21 protein-coding genes are annotated in these 21215 nt (G+C 53.6%); 12 read left to right on the top strand and 9 right to left on the bottom strand.

Annotation, left to right across the window (positions count from 1 at the left end; all coding sequences use genetic code 11):
- Positions 1 to 35 precede the first annotated feature (35 nt).
- Both DFR30_RS14155 and fnr read right to left on the bottom strand, forming a co-directional pair.
- Entirely contained in the window at positions 36 to 680 is a 645-nt protein-coding gene (locus tag DFR30_RS14155) for an OmpW/AlkL family protein (RefSeq protein WP_243640744.1), read from the bottom strand.
- Between the two features lie 114 nt (positions 681 to 794).
- On the bottom strand, positions 795 to 1562 hold the full coding sequence (fnr, locus tag DFR30_RS14150) for a fumarate/nitrate reduction transcriptional regulator Fnr (protein WP_132974305.1): 768 nt from the start codon (positions 1560 to 1562) through the stop codon (positions 795 to 797).
- 148 nt (positions 1563 to 1710) lie between these two features.
- Between fnr and hisB the strand changes: the two genes are divergently transcribed.
- The 10 genes from hisB (at position 1711) to DFR30_RS14100 (ending at position 8713) form a co-directional block, all read left to right on the top strand.
- On the top strand, positions 1711 to 2304 hold the full coding sequence (gene hisB, locus DFR30_RS14145; protein WP_132974496.1) for an imidazoleglycerol-phosphate dehydratase HisB: 594 nt from the start codon (positions 1711 to 1713) through the stop codon (positions 2302 to 2304).
- Between the two features lie 42 nt (positions 2305 to 2346).
- A complete protein-coding gene (hisH, locus tag DFR30_RS14140; protein ID WP_132974304.1) occupies positions 2347 to 2991 on the top strand; it encodes an imidazole glycerol phosphate synthase subunit HisH in 645 nt (214 codons plus the stop codon).
- A 38-nt stretch (positions 2992 to 3029) separates the two neighbouring features.
- Complete coding sequence (gene hisA, locus DFR30_RS14135) at positions 3030 to 3758, top strand: 1-(5-phosphoribosyl)-5-[(5-phosphoribosylamino)methylideneamino]imidazole-4-carboxamide isomerase (RefSeq protein ID WP_132974303.1); 729 nt, start codon at positions 3030 to 3032, stop codon at positions 3756 to 3758.
- A 65-nt stretch (positions 3759 to 3823) separates the two neighbouring features.
- Positions 3824 to 4603, top strand: coding sequence for an imidazole glycerol phosphate synthase subunit HisF (gene hisF, locus DFR30_RS14130; protein WP_132974302.1), 780 nt, complete (start codon positions 3824 to 3826; stop codon positions 4601 to 4603).
- A 58-nt stretch (positions 4604 to 4661) separates the two neighbouring features.
- On the top strand, positions 4662 to 5054 hold the full coding sequence (hisI, locus tag DFR30_RS14125; RefSeq protein ID WP_132974301.1) for a phosphoribosyl-AMP cyclohydrolase: 393 nt from the start codon (positions 4662 to 4664) through the stop codon (positions 5052 to 5054).
- A gap of 1 nt (position 5055) precedes the next feature.
- Complete coding sequence (locus DFR30_RS14120; RefSeq protein ID WP_132974300.1) at positions 5056 to 5379, top strand: phosphoribosyl-ATP diphosphatase; 324 nt, start codon at positions 5056 to 5058, stop codon at positions 5377 to 5379.
- A gap of 36 nt (positions 5380 to 5415) precedes the next feature.
- Complete coding sequence (gene tatA / locus DFR30_RS14115; RefSeq protein ID WP_132974299.1) at positions 5416 to 5643, top strand: twin-arginine translocase TatA/TatE family subunit; 228 nt, start codon at positions 5416 to 5418, stop codon at positions 5641 to 5643.
- Positions 5644 to 5660: 17 nt separating this feature from the next.
- Positions 5661 to 6014 (top strand): Sec-independent protein translocase protein TatB, encoded by a 354-nt coding sequence (gene tatB, locus DFR30_RS14110; protein ID WP_132974298.1) that lies wholly within the window; start codon positions 5661 to 5663, stop codon positions 6012 to 6014.
- A complete protein-coding gene (tatC, locus tag DFR30_RS14105) occupies positions 5998 to 6831 on the top strand; it encodes a twin-arginine translocase subunit TatC (protein ID WP_132974297.1) in 834 nt (277 codons plus the stop codon). Before tatB ends, tatC begins: the two co-directional genes overlap by 17 nt.
- Positions 6832 to 6880: 49 nt before the next feature.
- Positions 6881 to 8713: a thioredoxin domain-containing protein gene (locus DFR30_RS14100; RefSeq protein ID WP_165869225.1), complete on the top strand. Its 1833-nt coding sequence runs from the start codon at positions 6881 to 6883 to the stop codon at positions 8711 to 8713.
- Here the strand turns inward: DFR30_RS14100 and DFR30_RS14095 are convergent.
- The 3 genes from DFR30_RS14095 to DFR30_RS14085 all read right to left on the bottom strand — a co-directional run bounded on the left by DFR30_RS14095 (position 8710) and on the right by DFR30_RS14085 (position 10344).
- On the bottom strand, positions 8710 to 9060 hold the full coding sequence (locus DFR30_RS14095) for a pentapeptide repeat-containing protein (protein WP_207891914.1): 351 nt from the start codon (positions 9058 to 9060) through the stop codon (positions 8710 to 8712). The two genes, DFR30_RS14100 and DFR30_RS14095, sit on opposite strands and share 4 nt — an antisense overlap.
- 234 nt (positions 9061 to 9294) lie before the next feature.
- Positions 9295 to 9915, bottom strand: coding sequence for a hypothetical protein (locus tag DFR30_RS14090; RefSeq protein WP_132974295.1), 621 nt, complete (start codon positions 9913 to 9915; stop codon positions 9295 to 9297).
- Between the two features lie 60 nt (positions 9916 to 9975).
- Positions 9976 to 10344 carry a hypothetical protein gene (locus tag DFR30_RS14085; protein WP_132974294.1) on the bottom strand — a complete coding sequence of 123 codons (369 nt, stop codon included), beginning with the start codon at positions 10342 to 10344 and terminating at the stop codon, positions 9976 to 9978.
- Between the two features lie 395 nt (positions 10345 to 10739).
- On the opposite strand from DFR30_RS14085, the gene DFR30_RS14080 reads away from it, so the two are divergent.
- Positions 10740 to 12944: a bifunctional metallophosphatase/5'-nucleotidase gene (locus tag DFR30_RS14080; RefSeq protein WP_132974293.1), complete on the top strand. Its 2205-nt coding sequence runs from the start codon at positions 10740 to 10742 to the stop codon at positions 12942 to 12944.
- 137 nt (positions 12945 to 13081) lie between these two features.
- Here the strand turns inward: DFR30_RS14080 and DFR30_RS14075 are convergent, their stop codons facing one another.
- Positions 13082 to 15259 carry a bifunctional metallophosphatase/5'-nucleotidase gene (locus DFR30_RS14075; RefSeq protein ID WP_132974292.1) on the bottom strand — a complete coding sequence of 726 codons (2178 nt, stop codon included), beginning with the start codon at positions 15257 to 15259 and terminating at the stop codon, positions 13082 to 13084.
- Between the two features lie 316 nt (positions 15260 to 15575).
- Between DFR30_RS14075 and DFR30_RS14070 the strand changes: the two genes are divergently transcribed.
- Positions 15576 to 16394 (top strand): helix-turn-helix domain-containing protein, encoded by an 819-nt coding sequence (locus DFR30_RS14070; RefSeq protein WP_132974291.1) that lies wholly within the window; start codon positions 15576 to 15578, stop codon positions 16392 to 16394.
- Positions 16395 to 16429: 35 nt separating this feature from the next.
- On the opposite strand, the gene DFR30_RS14065 is transcribed toward DFR30_RS14070, so the two are convergent.
- The 3 genes from DFR30_RS14065 to dnaG all read right to left on the bottom strand — a co-directional run bounded on the left by DFR30_RS14065 (position 16430) and on the right by dnaG (position 21154).
- Positions 16430 to 16831 (bottom strand): hypothetical protein, encoded by a 402-nt coding sequence (locus DFR30_RS14065; protein WP_132974290.1) that lies wholly within the window; start codon positions 16829 to 16831, stop codon positions 16430 to 16432.
- Between the two features lie 630 nt (positions 16832 to 17461).
- Entirely contained in the window at positions 17462 to 19294 is a 1833-nt protein-coding gene (gene rpoD / locus DFR30_RS14060) for an RNA polymerase sigma factor RpoD (RefSeq protein ID WP_132974289.1), read from the bottom strand.
- A 102-nt stretch (positions 19295 to 19396) separates the two neighbouring features.
- Positions 19397 to 21154 carry a DNA primase gene (dnaG, locus tag DFR30_RS14055; RefSeq protein ID WP_132974288.1) on the bottom strand — a complete coding sequence of 586 codons (1758 nt, stop codon included), beginning with the start codon at positions 21152 to 21154 and terminating at the stop codon, positions 19397 to 19399.
- Between the last annotated feature and the right edge of the window lie 61 nt (positions 21155 to 21215).

Raw genomic sequence — 21215 nt, 5'->3', positions numbered from 1 at the left:
CAGGCGTGACGGTTTTCGCCACGCCTGCTGTTACTTCAGAACTTCTTGCCGACACCCAGCATGAAGACCCAGGGATCGATATCAACATCTGCCTTGCCGGCGGCAGACGAATCCGCGGTGGTACCAATCCTGGCATACCACACCTGGGCGCTGATGAGGGTGCCGTTACCGATGTCGTAATCCAGACCGGCCTCAGCAGCAAGGCCGAAGCTGTCATCGAGATCAAGCTGCGTACCACTCAGTGCGCCATTGGTGTTTTCATCCCAGAAATAAGTGTAGTTGATGCCTGCGCCGACGTAAGGGTGCAGGTTGGAACCGGAGTTGAAGTGATACTGCAGCGTGACAGTGGGAGGTAATGCCTTGGTGTCGGCAACCTTGCCTGTACCCGCCAGAGCACCCTTGTCACCCTTGATATCGACGGTAAATGGCCAGACACCAAGCAGACCTACACCAAGGTTATCAGTGAACATGTAAGTGAAAGAGACGCCGAGCGTATCGGAATCCTCGACACTGACAGTGGTGCCGGGGAGTCCGGAAAAATCATCGGCATCATCATTCGGCGCCAGGTGCGCCCAGCCGACCCGGGCGACAAAATCACCGGTTTCATAGGCCATGAGTGGCATGGAAGCAAAACTGCTGACCAGTACTGTACCGATCATGGCGTTCTTCAAGGTACCCATCGTTGTACTCCTCTGTAGACATGCGGGGTTGAGGTGTACTTTGCGTGAGTGCCGGGTGAGCGGCATTGATTCAGATCAAAACAGCATTAACTTCGTGGCTGTGGCGGGAGAGGATCAGGTGCGGGAGACAGGGTTGTCAGCGTCGCAGTTGGCAGATGAGAACTGGCACAGACGATCACGATCCAGAAGTTCGATATGCCTGCGCTCGACTTTCAGCAGGCCTTCGTTCTGGAAGCGGGTAAACAATCGGCTGACAGTCTCCAGCGCCAGTCCAAGGTAGTTTCCAATGTCGCCGCGTGACATGGTCAGGTTGAACTGGGTGGAGGAAAAGCCGCGTCGCCTGTAGCGATTGGACAGGCTGATGAGAAAGGCAGCAAGCCTTTCTTCAGCGGAGCGCTGGCCCAGTGCCAGCATGCTTTGCTCGTCATCATGAATTTCCTGACTCATGACGCGTAACATCTGGCGTTGCAGGTCGGGTAGCTGAGTGCTCAGTGCTTCGAGTTGATCAAAGGGGATTTCACAGACGCTGGTGGTTTCCAGGGCCCTGGCTGTCAGTGGGTGATTGTTGTGGGCAATGGCGTCCAGTCCAACCAGTTCGCCGGGTAGTTGAAAACCCATTACCTGCTCCTGGCCATCCTCGGATGTTGCGAAGGTTTTCAGTGAGCCGGAACGTACGGCGTACAGCGCGCGAAAGCGATCACCGACTTTAAACAGGTGGTCCCCACGCGCCAGCGGCCGCTTGCGGTCGATAATGGCATCCAGCTGCTCCATATCGTTTTTATCAATACCCACAGGGAGGCAGATTTCATTCAGGCTGCATTCCTGGCAGGCAACCGTAATCTCTTTCAGGGAGACGACTTTTTCCTGTTTTCGAGTGGGCATGGCACGACCTGCTGGATGGTTTGTACGCATTATGTGCAAAACGACACACTGTCGGCAACTATATTATATGAGTAAAGAATGGTTCTCTAACTGTGCGATTTCAGATAGGATTCAGGTCAATCCGATCAACTGTAACGAAATCCTGACCATGACGGCGAGAACAGCGCAGATTCAGCGCGATACCCTGGAAACACAGATTGGTGTAAAGCTCGATCTGGACGGCTCCGGCAATTCTGAATTTGATACGGGTGTGCCCTTTCTGGAGCACATGCTGGACCAGATCTCCCGCCACGGCCTGCTGGATATAGCCATACAGGCAAAAGGGGATTTGCACATCGATGCCCACCACACTGTGGAAGATATCGGAATTGCACTGGGACAGGCCTTTAATGAGGCCCTGGGTGATAAAAAAGGGATTCGTCGTTACGGGCACGCGTACGTACCGTTGGACGAGGCCCTGTCGCGCGTGGTCATTGATTTTTCCGGTAGACCGGGGCTGGACTATCACGTCAATTTTGCGCGCGGCCGTATCGGTGATTTTGACGTGGATCTTTTTCATGAGTTTTTTCAAGGCTTTGTGAATCATGCCAAGGCAACAGTTCACATTGATTGCCTGCGTGGCGACAATGCACACCACATCGCCGAGACGGTCTTCAAGGCATTCGGGCGCGCCGTACGCATGGCGGCCGAGGCAGACCCGCGTATGGCGGGTATAATGCCTTCCACCAAAGGGAGCCTGTAGCCGGGAAAATCCCGCCGCACTGCCGGCAAGCATCTGTCCGCCATGTCCAGCATCGCTATCATTGACTATGAAATGGGTAACCTGCACTCCATTGCCAAGGCAGTGGAGCATGTCGCGGGAGAGACCAGGGTGCTCGTCACCTCCGTGCCAGAGAAGATTCTGGCAGCTGACCGGGTCATTTTCCCCGGTGTTGGAGGAATCGGGCACTGCATGGAATCTTTGCTGAGGCGCGGACTTGACCCGGTGATCCGTGAGGTGGCGGCCTCCGGGAAGCCGTTGCTGGGGATTTGCCTGGGTATGCAGGCCATGCTGGAACGCAGCGAAGAAAATGGCGGCATAGATTGCCTGGGTCTGATCAAGGGCGAAGTGCGACGTTTCAGCGACTCGCTCAATGACAACGGCGTAAAGCTCAAGGTGCCACACATGGGCTGGAACCAGGTGCACCAGCAGACGCATCCGCTGTGGCAGGATATTGACCAGGACAGCCGCTTCTATTTTGTCCACAGCTACTATGCCATACCTGCCGAGTCCGCTGACTGCGCAGGCGTTGCGGATTATGGTGGTGAATTTTGCTGTACGCTGGCCCGTGAAAACCTGTTTGCGGTACAGTTCCACCCGGAGAAGAGTCAGCATGCCGGGTTGACGCTGCTACGAAATTTCAGCCGCTGGGATGGGCGGGATAGTTAGATTTGTATGATGTTTATCAATGATATGAGGGTGGGAACATGTTGCTGATTCCGGCAATCGACCTCAAGGATGGCAAGTGCGTACGTCTGCGTCAGGGTCGAATGGAAGATGAAACAATTTTTGCGGACGATCCGCTGGACATGGCGAAGCGCTGGGTTGATGCCGGTGCGAAGCGTTTGCACCTGGTTGATTTGAACGGTGCATTTGCCGGTCAGCCAGTCAATGCCGATGTGGTGCATCGCATTGCCGAGGCATTTCCCGAGGTGCCAATTCAGGTTGGCGGCGGCATTCGCGACGAGGACACGGTGCAATTATACCTGGACGCCGGTGTGCAATACGTCATTATCGGCACCAAGGCCGTCAGTGCGCCACACTTTATTAATGATCTGTGCCTGGAGTTCCCCGGGCATATTATCGTCGGCCTCGATGCAAAGAATGGCAAGGTAGCCATCGACGGCTGGTCGAAACTTTCCAACCATGATGTCATCGACATGGCGCAACATTTCGAACGTGACGGCGTGGAAGCCATTGTGTATACCGATATCAGTCGTGACGGCATGATGCAGGGGGTTAATGTCGAGGCGACAGCGAAACTGGCGTCAGAAATCAGTATCCCGGTTATCGCTTCGGGTGGCATCAGTAACCTCGATGACATCAAGGCGATTCAGGCTGTCGCAGATGAAGGCATTATGGGTACGATTATTGGTCGGGCGCTGTATGAAGGTACGGTTGACCTGGCTGAAGCGCAGAAGCTGGTCGACGGGTAGTGCAGGGTTATGCTGAATAAAGGTGTTACTTCCTGCGCCGCTGTGACGCAGTCCGGGCACTGATTGTGGCACTGGCAAAACGCATTATTCCCTGCCTGGACGTGGACAACGGCCGTGTCGTCAAGGGCGTGCAGTTTGTTGATATCCGTGATGCCGGTGACCCGGTAGAGATCGCCCGACGCTACGATCAGGAAGGTGCAGATGAAATTACCTTCCTGGATATCACCGCCAGCCACGAACAACGCGATACTATGGTGCACGTGGTCGAGAAGGTGGCTGGCGAAGTTTTTATACCGCTGACCGTTGGCGGTGGCATTCGTGAGACAGCAGACATTCGCCGCATGCTCAATGCAGGCGCTGACAAGATAGCCATTAACACGGCTGCTGTATTCAACCCTGACTTTGTGCGCCAGGCCGCTGACCAGTTTGGTTCGCAGTGTATTGTGGTGGCGATCGATGCCAAGCGGGTGGAGGATGATGCGCAGACCGGTGAGCCGCGTTGGGAGATTTTTACCCACGGTGGCCGCAAGCCGACCGGCATCAACGCGGTTGAGTGGGCGTCGCGTATGGTCAGCTATGGCGCAGGAGAAATTTTGCTGACCAGTATGGATCGTGACGGCACCAGAAACGGTTTTGACCTCGCCCTTACCCATGCTGTCAGTGACGCCGTCGACGTGCCTGTCATTGCTTCCGGTGGCGTGGGGAACCTGGACCATCTTGCCGAAGGTGTATTGCAGGGGCACGCCGACGCTGTATTGGCAGCAAGCATCTTTCACTTCGGGGAATACACTATTACCGAGGCCAAGCAGTATATGGTCCGGCGTGGTATCGAGATGCGCCTCTAGCGCAAACAGGGAAGGATCCGGGCGCTGCTGCGTCAAGTTCATACAGGTAGAATATCGCATGTCCGAACAATGGCTGGATGCAATCGCGTGGACCGAGGACGGGCTGGTGCCGGTCATCGCCCAGGATGCTGCGGATGGCAAGGTGCTGATGTTTGCGTGGATGAATGCCGAGGCGCTACGCCTGACGGCAGAAACCGGGCATGCCGTGTATTGGTCACGCTCGCGCAAGAAACTCTGGCACAAGGGCGAGGAATCCGGCCACCAGCAGGTGGTAAAGGAAATTCGCCTGGACTGCGATAATGATGTGATCAACCTGCAAATCGAACAAAAGGGTGGAATTGCCTGTCATACCGGGCGACGCAGCTGTTTTTACCAGCGCCTAGAGAATGGACAATGGAAAGCGGTTGATCCGGTATTGAAAGATCCCTCGGATATCTACGGGAAATCCTGATATGTCAGATGAAATTCTTCGCCAACTGGCCGATATCCTGGAGAAGCGTAAACAGGCGGCGCCGGATTCTTCCTATGTGGCAAGCCTTTACAGCAAGGGTCTTGACAGTATCCTGAAAAAAATCGGTGAAGAAGCCACCGAGACCGTCATTGCGGCAAAAGACGGTAACGCCGACCAGTTGGTTTATGAAATGGCGGATTTGTGGTTTCATAGCCTAGTATTGCTGGCGCACCAGGGGCTTGGTCCCGATCAGGTGCTGAAAGAGCTGGAGCGCCGCTTTGGTCTGTCGGGTCTGGATGAGAAGGCAGCAAGAAAACAGAAATAGGCCAGTCCCGGCCTGATTGGGTTCCAGGAGAACATTATGGGTATCAGTATTTGGCAACTGTTGATCATTCTCGCGATTGTGCTGGTGTTGTTTGGCGCCAAGCGACTGCGCAACGTAGGTGGTGACCTGGGTGGCGCCATCAAGGGCTTCCGCAAGGCCATGAAGGAAGACGATGAGCCGGCCGGTGGCGAAAAGCTTGAAGATCAGAAGGCAGATCGTGTGATTGACGGCGAAGTGACTTCCAAGAAACAGGAAAAAGCCTGATTCAGTCTTGACTGCGTATGTTCGATATTGGCTTCTGGGAACTTGCAGTAATCGGCGTGGTGGCGCTTCTGGTCGTTGGGCCGGAGCGCTTGCCGGGGCTGGCGCGTACCACCGGACACTGGGTCGGGCGGGCACGGCGTTTTGTGTCTGGTGTAAAAGCGGATATTGATCGCGAAATAGCCGCGGATGAACTGAAGAAGGCACTGGCTAAACAGGCCAATAGTGAAGCACTGTACGAAATCATAGAAGAAACCAAACAAACCATTCTGGAAACGAAAGATCAACTGGAAGCGCAGGGTGAAGATGATGTGCCTCCAGAACCTGAGATACCTGCTGCGGTAACGCACAAGTCGAATGACACAAACGGATAACCCCCCGCCACCCGAGGAAGAGACTGAGCTGCCCTTTGTGGCTCACCTTATAGAACTGCGCGATCGTTTGTTGCGCGTTGTGCTGGTCGTGGTCGTCATTTTTCTCGGACTCATGCCCTTTGCCAACTGGCTGTTCACGCAACTGGCCGGGCCGTTGACGGCGCACCTGCCGGAAAACAGTTCACTGATTGCGATAGAAGTCGCCTCTCCCTTCTTTACGCCCTTCAAGCTGGCCATGGTTGTCGCATTATTTGCCGCAATGCCCTATATCCTCTACCAGGGCTGGTCCTTTATCGCCCCGGGCCTGTACCAGCATGAAAAGCAGCGTGTGATGCCGTTGATGGTATCGAGTACGTTGCTGTTCTACCTGGGTGCGGCATTTGCGTACTTTGTTGTGTTTCCCCTGGTGTTCGGGTTTCTGACCAAGGCGGCACCTGAAGGTGTGGAGGTGATGACAGATATCAGTCGTTACCTGGATTTTGTCCTGACCCTGTTTTTTGCCTTCGGACTGGCCTTTGAAGTGCCGGTCGCAACCGTTTTACTGGTGTGGAGTGGCGTGGTGACACCAAAAACACTTCGCGAAAAACGGCCCTATATTATTGTTGCAGCCTTCATTCTCGGGATGCTGTTGACGCCACCGGATATCATTTCACAAACATTACTGGCTGTTCCCATGTGGTTATTGTTCGAGGTGGGCGTATTCATGTCAGAACGATTCAAGCCAGGGCCGGAGCGTTCACACGAAGAGTACGAGCCGCCAATGGATGATGAGGAAGTTGAAAAGGAAATGGATCGTTTCGAGAACGACGAAAAATAATACAGTCAACCAACGCCTGAACTTACGTTTGCCTGCAAGGATGGCGCTCATGAAAAAATTGTTTTTGTGTCTCTTGCTGGTTATTTTTTCCGGATCTTTGATGGCTGCTGCCGGGCCTCATTTTGACAACCGTCTCAAGGATCATCCCTCCCCCTATCTTGCCATGCACGGAGAAGACCCGGTTCACTGGCAGAGCTGGGGAGAGGAAGCCGTTCAGTTGGCAAAAAAGCTGAACCGGCCCCTGTTTATTTCCAGCGGCTATTTTTCCTGCCACTGGTGTCACGTTATGCAGCGTGAAAGCTATCGAGACCCGGAAGTGGCCAAAATCCTCAATACCTGGTTTATCCCGGTCAAGGTCGATCGTGAACTGAATCCGGCTCTCGACAGTCACCTGATTGAGTTCGTGCAATTGACGCGCGGGCGCGCCGGTTGGCCGTTAAATGTATTCCTGACCCCTGAAGGCTACCCGGTTGTTGGAATAACATACTTGCCAAAAGATCGTTTTCTTGCGCTGTTGACGCAACTGAGGGATCGCTGGCAGTCGGATCCGGATGAATTACGACGCCTGGCGCAGGATGCGCTTGATGAGTGGCGCAGCATGCGGCAGCCAGCCGATGTTCCGGTCAGTCCAGAAGTCCCGGTTGCTCCGAAGTTTGTTGAGCAGGCCGGCAAGTTGATGGATGAGTTGTCCGGTGGGTTTGGTGAACAGAACAAGTTCCCCATGACGCCGCAGATGAGAGCCCTGTTGAAGGTGCGTGTTCAGGTAAAGGGCAGGAAAAATCTCGATGAGTTCCTTCGATTAACGCTCGATAACATGGCCGGCCAGGGGATGCACGATCTGATTGGCGGCGGGTTTTTCCGTTATGTTGTCGACCCGGGCTGGCAAACCCCGCATTACGAAAAAATGCTCTATGACAATGCCCAGCTGGCTTCTCTGTATCTGCAGGCCGCGACGGCTTTCAGTGAGCCACGTTACCGGGCTACTGCGTTTGAAACTCTGGATTTTATGTTGCGCGAGATGTGGCGTGATAACCATTTTATCAGCAGTTTTTCCGCAGTTGATGCGCAGGGTAGAGAAGGTGCGTACTACCTGTGGGACGAGGAAACGCTTCGCAAGATTCTCACGGATAAGGAATTAACGCTGGTAAAAACAGCGTGGTTCGATGCTGTAGCAGCCCAATCGGAATGGGGGAAGTTGCCTCGCTGGCAATTGACCATGGATGAAATAGCACATCGTACCGGGCAGCCCGAGGGAGCCATAAAACATCGCCTTGAAGTAATACGTGAAAAGATGCTGAAGGCCCGCGCTGCACGTTCTTTGCCTGCAGATAACAAGGGACTGGCTGCATGGAATGGACTGGCGTTGAGTGCGCTGGCCGATGCTGTCGGTGCGGGGGGCAGCGAGGCGTATCGCGAGACCGGTGATCAGCTCGCAAGCTACCTTGCAACAAAACTGTGGGATGGCAAGCGGCTTGGGCGTGCGCTGGATGCAGGAAAAGTGCTGGCAGACGGTACGGTGCAGGACTATGCAATGGTAGCAAAAGGCCTGCAGGACTGGGTCAGTGTCAGTGGTGATGAGCAGTATGCAGAAATCGCCAGCGAGCTTGTTAAAATTGCCTGGAAACGGTTCTATCGGAAAAACCGCTGGCTGGAAAGTGATATGCCGCTGATCCCGATGCTGGACGGCAAGTTGGCACTGGATGACAATCCGCTGCCGTCAGCGACAGCACTGGTGGCAGGGCTGTCGCTTGATATGGAGGGCCTTCAAAATAATAAACCGGTTCAGAAGCTGGTAACTACACACCTGGATCAGGTCAGGTCCCGTTTGTCCGACTCGATTTTCTGGTATGCAAGTTATGTCGAATGGCTGGATCGAAACTAGCCCTTGCGATAGCGCATGCGTGTTCCATGTGTCAGTGAAAGCATCAGTTCTTCAGCGCTCAGTTCAGCCGGAAAATAAGCGCCGGATATTTTTGCAGCATTGATGCTGGCGCCTTCCAGATTGGCGTTTGACAGGTCAAGGCCTCGCAGGTCTGTCTGTCTGAAGTAGGAATCACGCAGGTCAAGGCCATTGGCATCAAGTTTACGCAGGTCCAGCGTCCTGAAATCACAGCCACGCAAGTCGCATGATTCTCCTGAGGCGTGGCGCGTATTGAACTCCTCAACTGCGCCTTCGCGTAGCAGGCGATACATCGGGTCGTCGCTGATCCTGGGGTCTTCGTTGCTCATGGCATGCCTCGCTCGGTTGGTCTGGTAAAGGTGTGCGCTCGCTAACCTCAAGCACAGTGAAAACTGCTTTGACGTTTCTGTAATCAGTAATTTACAGAATATACGAGCTTCTTTCCAGCATGGAGGGGATTTATGGGCTACAGGGATTAATTGTATAACCGTACTGCATGCATGCGGCAAACAGAATCAGAAGAGGACCCGCTGTATAGCGGGTCCTGGTATACAGCAAAAATATTACTCCACCACTAGAATTGTAACAGCGCGATTATCATCTTCCAGTGAGACAGTGACAGTATAGATGCCTGGCGCAGAGCCTATCGCTACCGGAACATTAAGCATGCTGCCATTCGGTCCGGATATGCCATCCCCGGATGTGGTGAGTGATGTGTTCTCCAGTAGAGAGCCACGGGAGTTTTTTGAAGGTCCCTTGATTTCGATATCGCCGATTTCCTCGTCATCACTGTCAGCAACACCATTACCATTGGAGTCGACAACCAGTTCAGCTTTCCAGGGTTTACGAGTATCGATGGTATATCCGACCTGCGAAATACCTTTAAAGGGTATAAAGGAATCCGGTTGCCCTTCCAGTTCCTCAAACATAAGGAAGCGTGGAGCATAGGGTGCGCCTTCAGAGAAAGAGCCGGTGCGCACAGTATTGGTCAACCTAGTCCCAGGTGCTACGTGCTGGAAGGTAACTGATTCGACAAGCTCCGCAGTATTCGTCAGTGGGCTGCCTTGCTGGCCTGTGGCAAGCCCGGCATTGGTCACGCCAATTACACGACCCAGGGTGGCCGGAAAGACAACATCACCTTTACCTTGTTCAAGGTCGTTTGGTCCGTTACCCCCATTGGGCACCACAGTGATGATTTTGTTGCCATTGTCGAGGATGCTGTAATTACCATGCTGGACACCGTCTCAGGCCGGCGCAGTTACAGGCATCTGGGGTAAGCCGGTTACCAGGACAAAGAAGGCGTTGCTGTTTACCGGAACAAATTCCTTAGTGTTATCTACGCCATTACGCTGGAAGGTTCCGCCAATCTCGACTTCCATGCGCCCACCGGCAGGTATCTGGTGGCCAAAATTGACGGGGTTAAGCGCCTGACTGTCGAGAGCGCCCGGCGCGTTAAGTACAGCAATAATTTCCGTGGGTTCACCGGCAATCGTACCGTTACCGACCACCGGGGGTGCGACAATTGCAGTAATAATGTTTTCGAATTTCTTCCCCTTTCCGGACTTTTGTTTCTCGCCTGCGAAAGTGTTGTCGGGTGTGCTGAATACCAGCATGCATGTGACTACCGCAATATGTAACAGAATTTGCTTATTGTTCTTGCTTGAATATCTCATCAGGTAAACCTCCATGTTGGAACGTTATAAGGATTGGGTTTCAGCCAGCAACACACATCGGATTGATAGCTGTCAAAGGCTATAGAGGAAATGCCAGAGTCAAATATTCCACTTCGCGTGCGAATTATGTGCAGCGCAAAATAATTACAGTATGCAAGGAACGCATAGAAGAGTCGTCGCAGGGTTTGTTAAGTAAGTGTTGCGGTAAACCCGGCCTGCCAACATGTAATCCATATGTCCTGTTAACCAAACAGGTCGTAGCAGGTCTGGAGGGGGTGCCATACACGTAATTAAGCGGGATGGCATTATCTGTAATCGACAACGAGGAAATATAAATGAAAATACCACAAAGGAAGCTGTATTCCGGCCTGTTTGGTGGACTGCTGGCATTTGCCATAGGAAGTTCTCCCGCAATTGCCGGGAAAAAACCACCCAAGCCCAAGCCGGGTTCAGATCGCACGATCACGCTGATTCACCTCAGTGACGTGCATGGTCATATTATCCCGCACGATGAAGACTTTCTTGAATCCGGTGACCGGGAAAACAGTGGTGGTGTCGCCAGACTGGCGACCGGCATCAAGCAGATCAGAGAAGACGTCGGTGAAGACAACAGCCTTCTGTTTATGGTTGGTGATGCAACGCACGGTGGAGCCGAGGTGCTGTTTACGCTCGGTAATGCCATCATGCCAGCCTTCAATGCATTAAGGATCGACGGCTTTGTAATGGGCAACTGGGACTTTGCCTATGGAAACCGGACAACCCGGAACCGTTATGTTGACGCCCAGAAAGGCACGATTCAGATGTCGGGTAATAACCAGACGACGCTGAGTTCGACAATTCCGGCGTGTGACGGAACGGCGCCTCCCAGCGAGTGCGTGGTGATTGCGGCTAACTACGACACAGTGGCCAACAACGTTTACAACTTTAATGAGCGAAGCACGGGTGCGGCACGCAAACCGAATCTGACACCGGAAAACCGGGTATTCAGGCCGTGGGTAATCAAGGAAGCCAACGGTGTAAAGGTAGGGTTTGTCGGTATTACCTCAACCCGTCTACCTGTGCAGAATCCGTTGTTTAACCTGAGCTTTCGTTTCACCAAGGGCTTTAATGAGCTGCCGCAGGACATCGCAGATGCGAGGGCAGCCGGTGCTGAAATCATAGTGCTGGCAACGGAACTCGGGTTTAGCGATAACGTACAGATTGCCCAGGAAATCCCCGACATTGATGTGCTGCTCAGTGGCGACACCCATGAGGCGCTGCCTGATCCAATTCTGGTGACGAGGAAAGATGGTGGTCAAACCATTATTGTAGAGTCCGGTGAAGATTCCTATCTGGGCCGTCTTGATCTGACCATCATCGATGGCGGAAAGATCAAGGACTTCGCCTTTACACTGATGGAAATAACGGACGAGGTGCCCGAAGATACCTCAGATTTCTATGTCCCGGGTGGCATCAAGAACCTTCTGGAGGCCTCGGTCAAGGAGTTCTACTCTGGACCTGATTTCAAGTGTCATACCTTCGGGCCAGGTGGTTTCCCGTTTGGTAAGGGTCACACGCTGTGTACTCCGCTGGATGAAATTGCCGGATATACAGAAGTTATACTGGAGCGCCGTGATGTGATCGGCGACTACATGAACAACTTCATTGGCGATGCCACACTGGCGCTTGGTATGAGCACCGGTGCGTCGATCAGCTTCGACGATTCATTTGCCATCAGTAACGGATTCCGTTTCGATATCCCGGTTTTCGGTGCAGGAACCCCGCTGGCCAGTGGCGGTGTTTCTGACGGTACCATTACCGTCGGAGAACTCTACAACTTCATGCCGTTTACGCCCGCTGTGTCACTGGTCGAATTCACCGGTGGTTTGCTGCGTGGCAGGTACGAAGGCTTCCTGGAAGGTGTCTTTGATCCACATCCTTTCCGTCACCGCGGCGGCTGGTGGATGGGCTTCTCGGACAATATGCGTTTCGTACTGGACCTGGAAAGTGCACCAACGTCTGTGCCCCTGCAGACATTGGGTGGCAGGATTCTGTCGATGGAGCTGAACGGTCGTGAAGTTGATCCCAGCGAAACGATTACTGTGGTCAGCTGCTATCCCAACGGCGAAGGTGTGGATCGCCAATGCCGGACATCGGGTGGCAGAAACATGCGATTCCCTTGCGGTGCATTCAACCCGGATGTAAATACGCCGAGTGTAGTGGGCTTATGTGAGCCATTGAACAACGCAAATATTGTTGACCCTACACGGAGGCCAGCAGTGCTCCAGGTTGCACCCGATGATTTCTGGGTTCCGGCACAGGTGTTGCGCGAATACCTGAAGACCAATGTTATAACTGAAGCTGCCAATGGGCCGCCACGTAAGAATACCTTTATGGTTCCTTACAACGGTTGCCCGGATAACCCGCCAGCGGTTGATCAGAACTGCGATGGTGTTCCTGATTCCTCGTTCGGTGAGGTGCAGCCGGTGTTTGGTGCTGGACCGTCCTGGCTCGGAAGGGGCGATACGGGGGCCACAGTGACAACGGTTTCAGACGACTAGAGACTGGATAATGTAGCGCTACCCCGTTTCGGTAACGGGGTAGCGCTATTTTTTGCGTAAAAAAAACGTGGCAAGCATGGCCTGCCACGTTATGCCGCCGATTCCATTCGGCAAATATCATTTTACTCCGGTTCTGCTCAGTACTCCTTCGGTACCACTAACTCGCGTTTCATCCACGCAGGTCCCGCACCCTGGGTCGGTTGAACAATGCCAGGCCCGCCGAACTCGGATACAGGTACACCGGTTACCGCATTCACACGACCCGGACCATGTTGCACTGTGGTGACGTCGTTGTTAGCCAGATAACGGCGAAGCGCATCCACCGGATGGACGAAATTATCCGGTGCAACTTTCAGGAAAAGCGGCCCGGTGGGATTGACGCCATTGTTAAAGCGTACCGGGTCAAATATATTTTCCGAATTGGCAGGTGCTACGATGGCATAAGACCCGTTTACATCAAGTTGGCGGTTGCCAAACACATCGGTAGGTCCGGTAGTTTCCCGTGTTCCGTTTATGAAGCGTACGTTGGTGGCACCCGATGTACGGCAAACCTCATCGATGGGGTTGCCGTGTGGATAGCAGGAGGCCAACGTGTAAGTCTTGCTACGGTCAAGGCGTTTGCCATTGATTGTTGCAAGATCTATGCGTTTTCCATCACTGATAGTGCGCGGAAAGTCATCGTTAAGCTCCAGGTCGAAGTGCATGTTGGCAGGGAAACCCAGGAACCAGCCGCCTCGCTGACGGTAGGGGTTGGGGTCGAACACATTGTTCAGGATGCCTTCCCAGTGGTCCAGTAAACGGCCCCCGGTAAACTCTGCAAGCGCAACCGCAGCACCGATCGGATAGTAGGCATAGAGGTCACCGATGGTGATAGCGCCTGAAAAGCCATCATCCCGTCCCAGAATGGTGACATCGAAGCGGAAACCGTTGGTGGTGGACAGGGAATTGTCTGCGTTCAGGTTCGGGTCTACATCCCGCGCCAGGTCTACGAAAGCATCAACCATAACGTTGTTGGCAACTTCCTCCAGGACGTCAAACCGCTCGATAGTCGGATCGGTGTAACCTGCGATGGCATCCAGTGGTTCACACAAGGTATGTCCTTTGCCGAACGGGAACGCATTCACGCCGAATGTGTGACATTCGAAATCCGGTCCGGAGACAAAAGTCTTGCGTTGCTCGTCGACCATGGCTTTGATTGCCGGGTCCTCCACCACGGAGCTGCTGGCCTCGATCAGATCCCATTCCCATGATGTAAGGCGACCGCCGGAGACTTTTACATCAAGGCGCCCAAGAAATTCATCTTCGCCGGCTTCGGTAACAATACCGAAGTTATCGCCATTCTCGTCAGGGCGGTTGATCACAATAGCTTCCGGGGTGCGCTCATGGGTATGACCGCTGAACATTACGTTAATTTCCGGAAACTCCTTGACCAGTTGTACGTTCTTGGCAAGGCCCAGCTCTGACAGTACGACAATCAGGTCAGCGCCTTCAGCCCTGGCTGCTGCAATATCCTGTGGCAGTTCCTTGTATCCCATAGTGAAACGGAAACCGGTATTGAAGGCCTGGGCCTGCTGCGGCACGACGTCACTGGTAATTCCTATAATGGCAACTTTTTTGCCATCGACCTCCTTGATGATGTAGGGAGCATGAACGCGCGGCCCCAGTGGTGTTCCCGGAGTTGTCGCGCCTGCAACTTCGTTGTAGTTATAGAGATTGATGGCAACCGTCGGAAAAGTTGCCTTGGTGACGTGACAATCTTCATAGGTTGTTGCATTCAGCCCGCCGGGTACATTGCAACCGGTACCAGCCGGGTATTGCCATGCAATAGTGGTACGGTTATTCGGTGACAGTGGCAGGCTGGTGTTGGGGGTGAAACGTTGACGGTATACGCGTGGTCCCCAACCGAAATCCCAGTTGCCGGGAAGAAAGGCATCTATGTCCAGTGCGTTTATCATGGGCATAATGGCGTCGCCCATTGTAAACAGCATTTCAGCGCTGCCATGAGTGGTGTCGCCAACTGCAAGCAGCAGGTTGTTCGGATTGTCCGCGCGTACCTGCTTGATGAGCGTGGCCAGTTTGGCTACACCGCCTGCATTGGTATCCATGACATCATCTTTCAGAATTGACGAGTGGGGCGCAATATGACCGTGCACATCCTGAAGTTGCATAAGTGTGATGGTGCCCCCACCGCCTTTCGGCGGCTTTTTCCCTTTCCCGGCGATGGCGTTCGTGCTGGCCACCGAGAGTGCAGCAATACTGCTGGCGAGTAGTGTTGCTATTAAGTAGCGTTTCTTGTTCATGTGTGTCTTCTCCATTCCTTTTCCATAGACCAAAAGTTAAATCAGGGTCTTGTGCTGTTGAAATCCATCATGCAATACGCAGGTAATGTTACGAGTCGCAGATGGGATTACGCCTTTGATATTTATATAGCGCAGGGGAATAGATACGGGAGGGCCATTGGCCGGTCTAGGTGTTATTTGCGTGGATAGAGTTTTTTTGCGCAATGCTTGATGGCCGGGAATATTATCAATCACTCTGGCATCTGCTACAAAGAATGAATAATTACGTGGACAAGAATGTCCGCCGCATCAAGAAAGTTTGAATTTCGGTAAATGTGCAAGGAACCGCTAAATGTTTTCTCCACTTATTCTCTGGCTGGATTTTGTGGATAAAGATAGACGCTCCGGTTTTCGATCGGGTCTGTCTGGACACTACAGAGTACACCGTATACATGACATGACAGTTTTGCCGCATGCAGTAGGAGAGCTATCGCCCGATATTATCTGTTTCGATTTTGATTATCCGGGGCCATCCGAGCTTGCATTGCTGCAAAAAATAAAACTGCTGCACCCTTCGGTGCCTATTCTGATGCTGACCGAAAATCATTCCACAGAACTGGTTATATGGGCCTTGCGTTCAAGAGTATGGGATTGTTTGTTAAAACCAGTCAGTGGAGGGGAGATTGGCAGAAGGCTGAATCTTATGTTGCCGGTGCTTGATGGAAACAACAGCCAATGCCCACGTAATGTATTTATGCCGGGTAGAGGTACGCTAAAACCCAGTATCGATAGCGGAACATCTCCTAAAGACAAAACCTGTAAAGTGCTCCCTTATCTGGCAGCACATTTTCATGAAAAAGTTGTATTGTCCGATGTCGCGCACATTTGTCATATGGGGACTTGCGAATTCAGCCGAACCTTCAGGCGTGAGCAGGGAATGACTTTCCGTGATTACCTGGTCCGTCTTCGCGTCGAGGCAGCAGCCACGATACTTCGTAATACGAATTCATCGGTGCTGGATGTTGCTTGTTCCGTTGGTGTGAATGATCCTTCGCAATTCTCGCGCCTGTTCCGACGCCACATGGGCGTTACCCCAACGGCATATCGAAAGAGAGGCAGCAGGGCGACGAGGGTCGAGATTGATGTAACGACTGGCATTGGAGGCCAGTAACACAGAACAGATTGATCCACGGGTGAGTCACGAGCTCAATTACCGGGAGCGCAGGCCACGGCTGCGTCCGGTGAAACAGTTGCACGCTCACGCCACAACACGCTTTCATGACGAGTGTTTCCTTTACTGCTGTGACGTATTGTGACTTTAATGCAGCAAATTGTAATATCCATGGTTTCATCTGGACGATAGTTCAGGGGAAGTTCAATCGTACCGCCAGCATCACCACCGGGTGATGCAGGAAACGGATCCATCGTGAGTTCGGCCTTCCCGAAACGTTTCCACTGCAGCCATTTTACGGCAGCAACCCACGCCAGAAGCAGGCCTATAAATGGGAACAGTCCTGTCAGCACCATCTTCCAGCCACCGGCTTCAGGATTATTAAAGGCCGTCAGCCAGAACAGGGGTTGCGCAATTACATTCCAGGCGAGCGCCATTATCAGGTAGCCTTTGTACTCCTTCCCTATGCTCGACCGGATTCGCCCGTGGTTCCATTTCGTGTTAAAAATAAGCTAATAGGATGTGCAGCAAATGCAAGCCGAACCAACTAAGCTTTCCTGTAACTATAAGTTGGCCGAAACGGCCAACTTATGCCTGCATGCACAAAGATACTTGTCTTGGCTATGAATTGGTGGGCCCGCCAGGACTCGAACCTGGGACCAAGGGATTCACTGTACCCTGATATTTCCATCAGGAGTGGACTATCTCATCACCCTCAACCGGGTTGTTAGGGTGCGGGACGCTCTTGCCTGTCATTAAGGACGCTTCGGCAGCCTTGCGGCTTCCAGTCCTCAGGTAGTCTCTGCACCTTCCGAAGGTGTACCCCCGGCTTGGCTCAGGGTTGCCACCAGCCTGACTGATGAGGTTTCCCTGAATTCATCCCGTTCATTTCGCACATTTCTGTACGAACGCACCATTTCGATGAGTCCCCTGCTCTAACCAACTGAGCTACAGGCCCAAAACAGGCTGGATTCTATCAGGTTTTATACCCCAAAGGGGAGACGGGAGTAAGGCTGTATGCGGGCAAAAAAGGGGCGTCACCCGGGGTGGTGACGCCCCGCAGGAGCTTACTCGATTTCCAGGAAGCTGCGCAGTTGTTCCGAACGACTCGGGTGGCGCAGTTTACGCAATGCCTTGGCTTCGATCTGGCGGATGCGTTCACGGGTAACATCAAACTGCTTGCCAACTTCTTCCAGCGTGTGATCAGTATTCATGTCGATACCGAAGCGCATACGCAACACTTTCGCCTCACGCGGCGTCAGTCCCGACAGCACGCCCTGTGTGGCTTCCTTCAGGCCGGCGCCGGACGCAGAATCAACCGGGGAGTCGATCGTGGAGTCCTCGATGAAATCACCAAGATGTGAGTCTTCATCATCACCGATCGGGGTTTCCATGGAGATCGGTTCCTTGGCAATCTTGAGCACCTTGCGAACCTTGTCTTCCGGCATGTCCATGCGTTCGGCCAGTTCTTCCGGCGTGGGCTCGCGGCCCATTTCCTGCAGCATCTGGCGGGAGATACGGTTCAGCTTGTTGATGGTCTCGATCATGTGCACCGGGATACGAATGGTGCGCGCCTGGTCAGCTATCGAACGCGTGATGGCCTGGCGAATCCACCAGGTGGCATAGGTTGAGAACTTGTAACCGCGACGGTATTCGAACTTGTCGACTGCCTTCATCAGGCCGATGTTGCCTTCCTGGATCAGGTCGAGGAACTGCAGGCCGCGGTTGGTGTATTTCTTGGCAATGGAAATGACCAGGCGCAGGTTGGCCTCCACCATTTCCTTTTTGGCGCGACGTGCCTTGGCCTCGCCAATCGACATGCGGCGATTGATATCCTTTATTTCACTAACGTTCAGGCCGGCTTCTTTCTGAATCGCAACCAGTCTGTTCTGTGCGCGCAGGATCTCGTCCTTGTGCTGTTCGAGCACGGTTGAGTACTTGTGGCCGCCCTTGATCTGGGAATCCAGCCATTTGAGATCCGTTTCGTTATCCGGGAACGAAGTTATAAAGTCACGGCGCGGCATGTGCGCGTCATGCACACAGATGTTCATGATAATGCGCTCGTGCGAACGGATGCGACTCACCGTCCTGCGCAGGTTCTGGGTCAGCGTTTCCACCATGCGCGGAGAAAGCTTGATATGCATGAGGTGATCGACCAGCTGTTCGCGCAGCTTTTTCAGTTTTGCCTGGTTCTTGCTCTTGCCGGTCAGACCTGCCTGGATATTTTCGTGCAGGTCTTTCAGTTTGGCAAAGAACGCGCGAGTCTCTTCCGGGTCGGGTCCGGTATCAACGGGTGTTTCGTCTTCTTCCTCGTCACCGCTATCCGCTTTCTTTTCGGCTTCAGCCTGTCGCGAAGCAGGTGTCGGGATAGGTTCTTCGACGGCATTGGGGTCAACAAAAGTACTGAACAGATCAGCGAGGCGTGCTTCACCGGCTGTTACGCGATTGTATTCGGTCAGCAACAGGGCTGACGATGCCGGGTAACTGGCCAGAGCGGAGTAGACCTGCGCAAGGCCGTCTTCGATACGCTTGGCAATCTCGATTTCGCCTTCGCGGGTCAGCAGCTCGACGGTGCCCATTTCACGCATGTACATGCGCACAGGGTCGGTGGTGCGACCAAATTCACTGTCAACCGTGGCCAGTGCGGCGGCGGCTTCCTCGACGGCATCTTCGTCAGTGGTAGTGGTTTCGCTGGACAGTATCAGGGCATCGGCGTCCGGTGCGGTCTCATGCACCTGGATGCCCATGTCGTTGATCATGCCGATGATGTCCTCGATCTGCTCGGGATCGACAATGTCGTTGGGCAGGTGGTCATTGACTTCTGCATACGTCAGGAAGCCCTGTTCCTTGCCCTTGGCAATTAACAGCTTAAGCTGTGATTGTTGATCCTGGTTTATCACCTGAATTGTTCCCCGTCTCTCGGATATCGTCGCGACAAAAAGTCAAACGACCATTATAGCTGATAGGGCGTGTATTAGCCATATCTGTTAGTATTGATTGCATCATCTGTTTGCAGCCTGTGATGATGCAAGCAACGCTTTTAATTCATCTTTTTCATTGTCGCTGAGCGCCTGTCGGCGACTCTGAAAGAGTAATAATTCAATGCGGTAGCGATTCCGCTGCTCTATCAGACGCTGTATGGCGTCCCGGAATTCCTCACCCAGCCCTTCAGGGGGTAAATCCAGCGCTGTGCCCGCCAGCGTGGCGAGGTGTTTTTCTTCGGGCAAACCACGCCAGTGTTCTAGTATCCCTCCTGCTGAAAGGTTGGGGCTTGTGTGAAGAATTTCAAGCAACCTGCTCAACAGGGCTATGCCCGGCACATCGAGATCTTCAAAACCGCATGGTATTTCTACCGTTTCGGCCAGTTGTGGCCGTTCCAGCAGCAGGTGTATGGCTGTGCGCACCGGGCTGCGTCCGGTATGACCAATATGTGGCTTCGGTGGTTCCTCCTGTTGAGTAATTTCACTACCGAATACACGGTCTTGCAGCCTTGCGGCATTCATGCCGCTGCGATCTGCCAGTTGGTTCAGCATCAAATCCCTGAATACCGTGTCCGGCATGGTCTGCAGCAGGGGGCGGGCCAGTTCAACCAGTCTTGCACGTCCATCCACACTTCCCATATCGACCTGTTGTTGCAGGTGTTCAAAGAAAAACTGTGAAAGTGGAACCGACTCGACAGTTTTTTTCTGAAAAGCCTGTTTGCCGATGTCACGCACCAGGCTATCGGGGTCTTCTCCCTCAGGCAGGAACAGGAAGCGTGCCTCACGACCATCGCGCATCACCGGCAAGGCATTTTCCAGGGCACGCCAGGCCGCACGGCTGCCGGCGGCATCCCCGTCGAAACAGAACACCACTTCGCGCACCGTGCGGTACAGGCGCTCGAGGTGGTCAGGTGTAGTTGCTGTACCCAGTGTGGCGACCGCGTTGGTCAGGCCGAACTGCGCCAGCGCCACCACGTCCATGTAGCCTTCTACCACCAGCAGGCGTTCCAGTTTCTGGCTTGCCTTGCGGGCTTCGAACAGGCCGTAAAGTTCCTGTCCTTTGTGGAATACCGGGCTTTCCGGGCTGTTCATGTACTTGGGTTTCTCGTCGCCCATGACCCTGCCGCCAAAACCGATGGTACGTCCGCGACGGTCGCGTATGGGAAACATAATGCGGTCACGGAAGCGGTCATAGAGGCCGCCTTCATCACGTTTCACCAGCAGTCCCAGCTCGACGGCAAGTTGCTGGCTGTGGCTATCCTTGTCGAGAAATTTAAGCAAACTGTCCCAGCCAGGTGGCGCGTAGCCGAGGCCGAAGGTGGCAGCAATCTCCCCGCTCAGGCCACGCTCCTTCAGGTAGTCGATGGCGCGTTCAGCCTGCGAGTGTTCGCGTAGCTGGCTGCGGTAAAAATGGTCTACACGTTCCAGTAGCGAATAGTGGTCGTCGCGACGCGGGTCCTGGCGAGGGGCATGCCCGTCTTCGCGTGGAACCTCTACACCGATGCTTCGCGCCAGCTCCTCGATGGCTTCGGGAAATTCCAGGTGGTCGTATTCCATCAGAAAGCCCACAGCGCTGCCGTGCGCGCCGCAGCCAAAGCAATGGTAGAACTGCTTGCCCGGGCTGACCGTAAACGACGGCGTCTTTTCGTTGTGGAACGGGCAGCAGGCCTGGTATTCACGGCCGGCTTTTTTCAGTGGCACCCGGGTATCGATAACTTCGACAATGTCGACGCGGTTGAGCAGGTCATCGATAAAACTTTGCGGAATACGGCCAGGCATGTGCTGTATGTTAGGGGATGCGCGTGGTGGGGTATAGGCGCAATGACGGGACTTTGGTGAG

Source organism: Thiogranum longum, from assembly GCF_004339085.1.
Classification (GTDB): Bacteria; Pseudomonadota; Gammaproteobacteria; order DSM-19610; family DSM-19610; genus Thiogranum; species Thiogranum longum.
The sequence above is the reverse complement of the archived record's forward strand: the minus strand, read 5'-3'. Positions and strand labels throughout refer to the sequence as shown.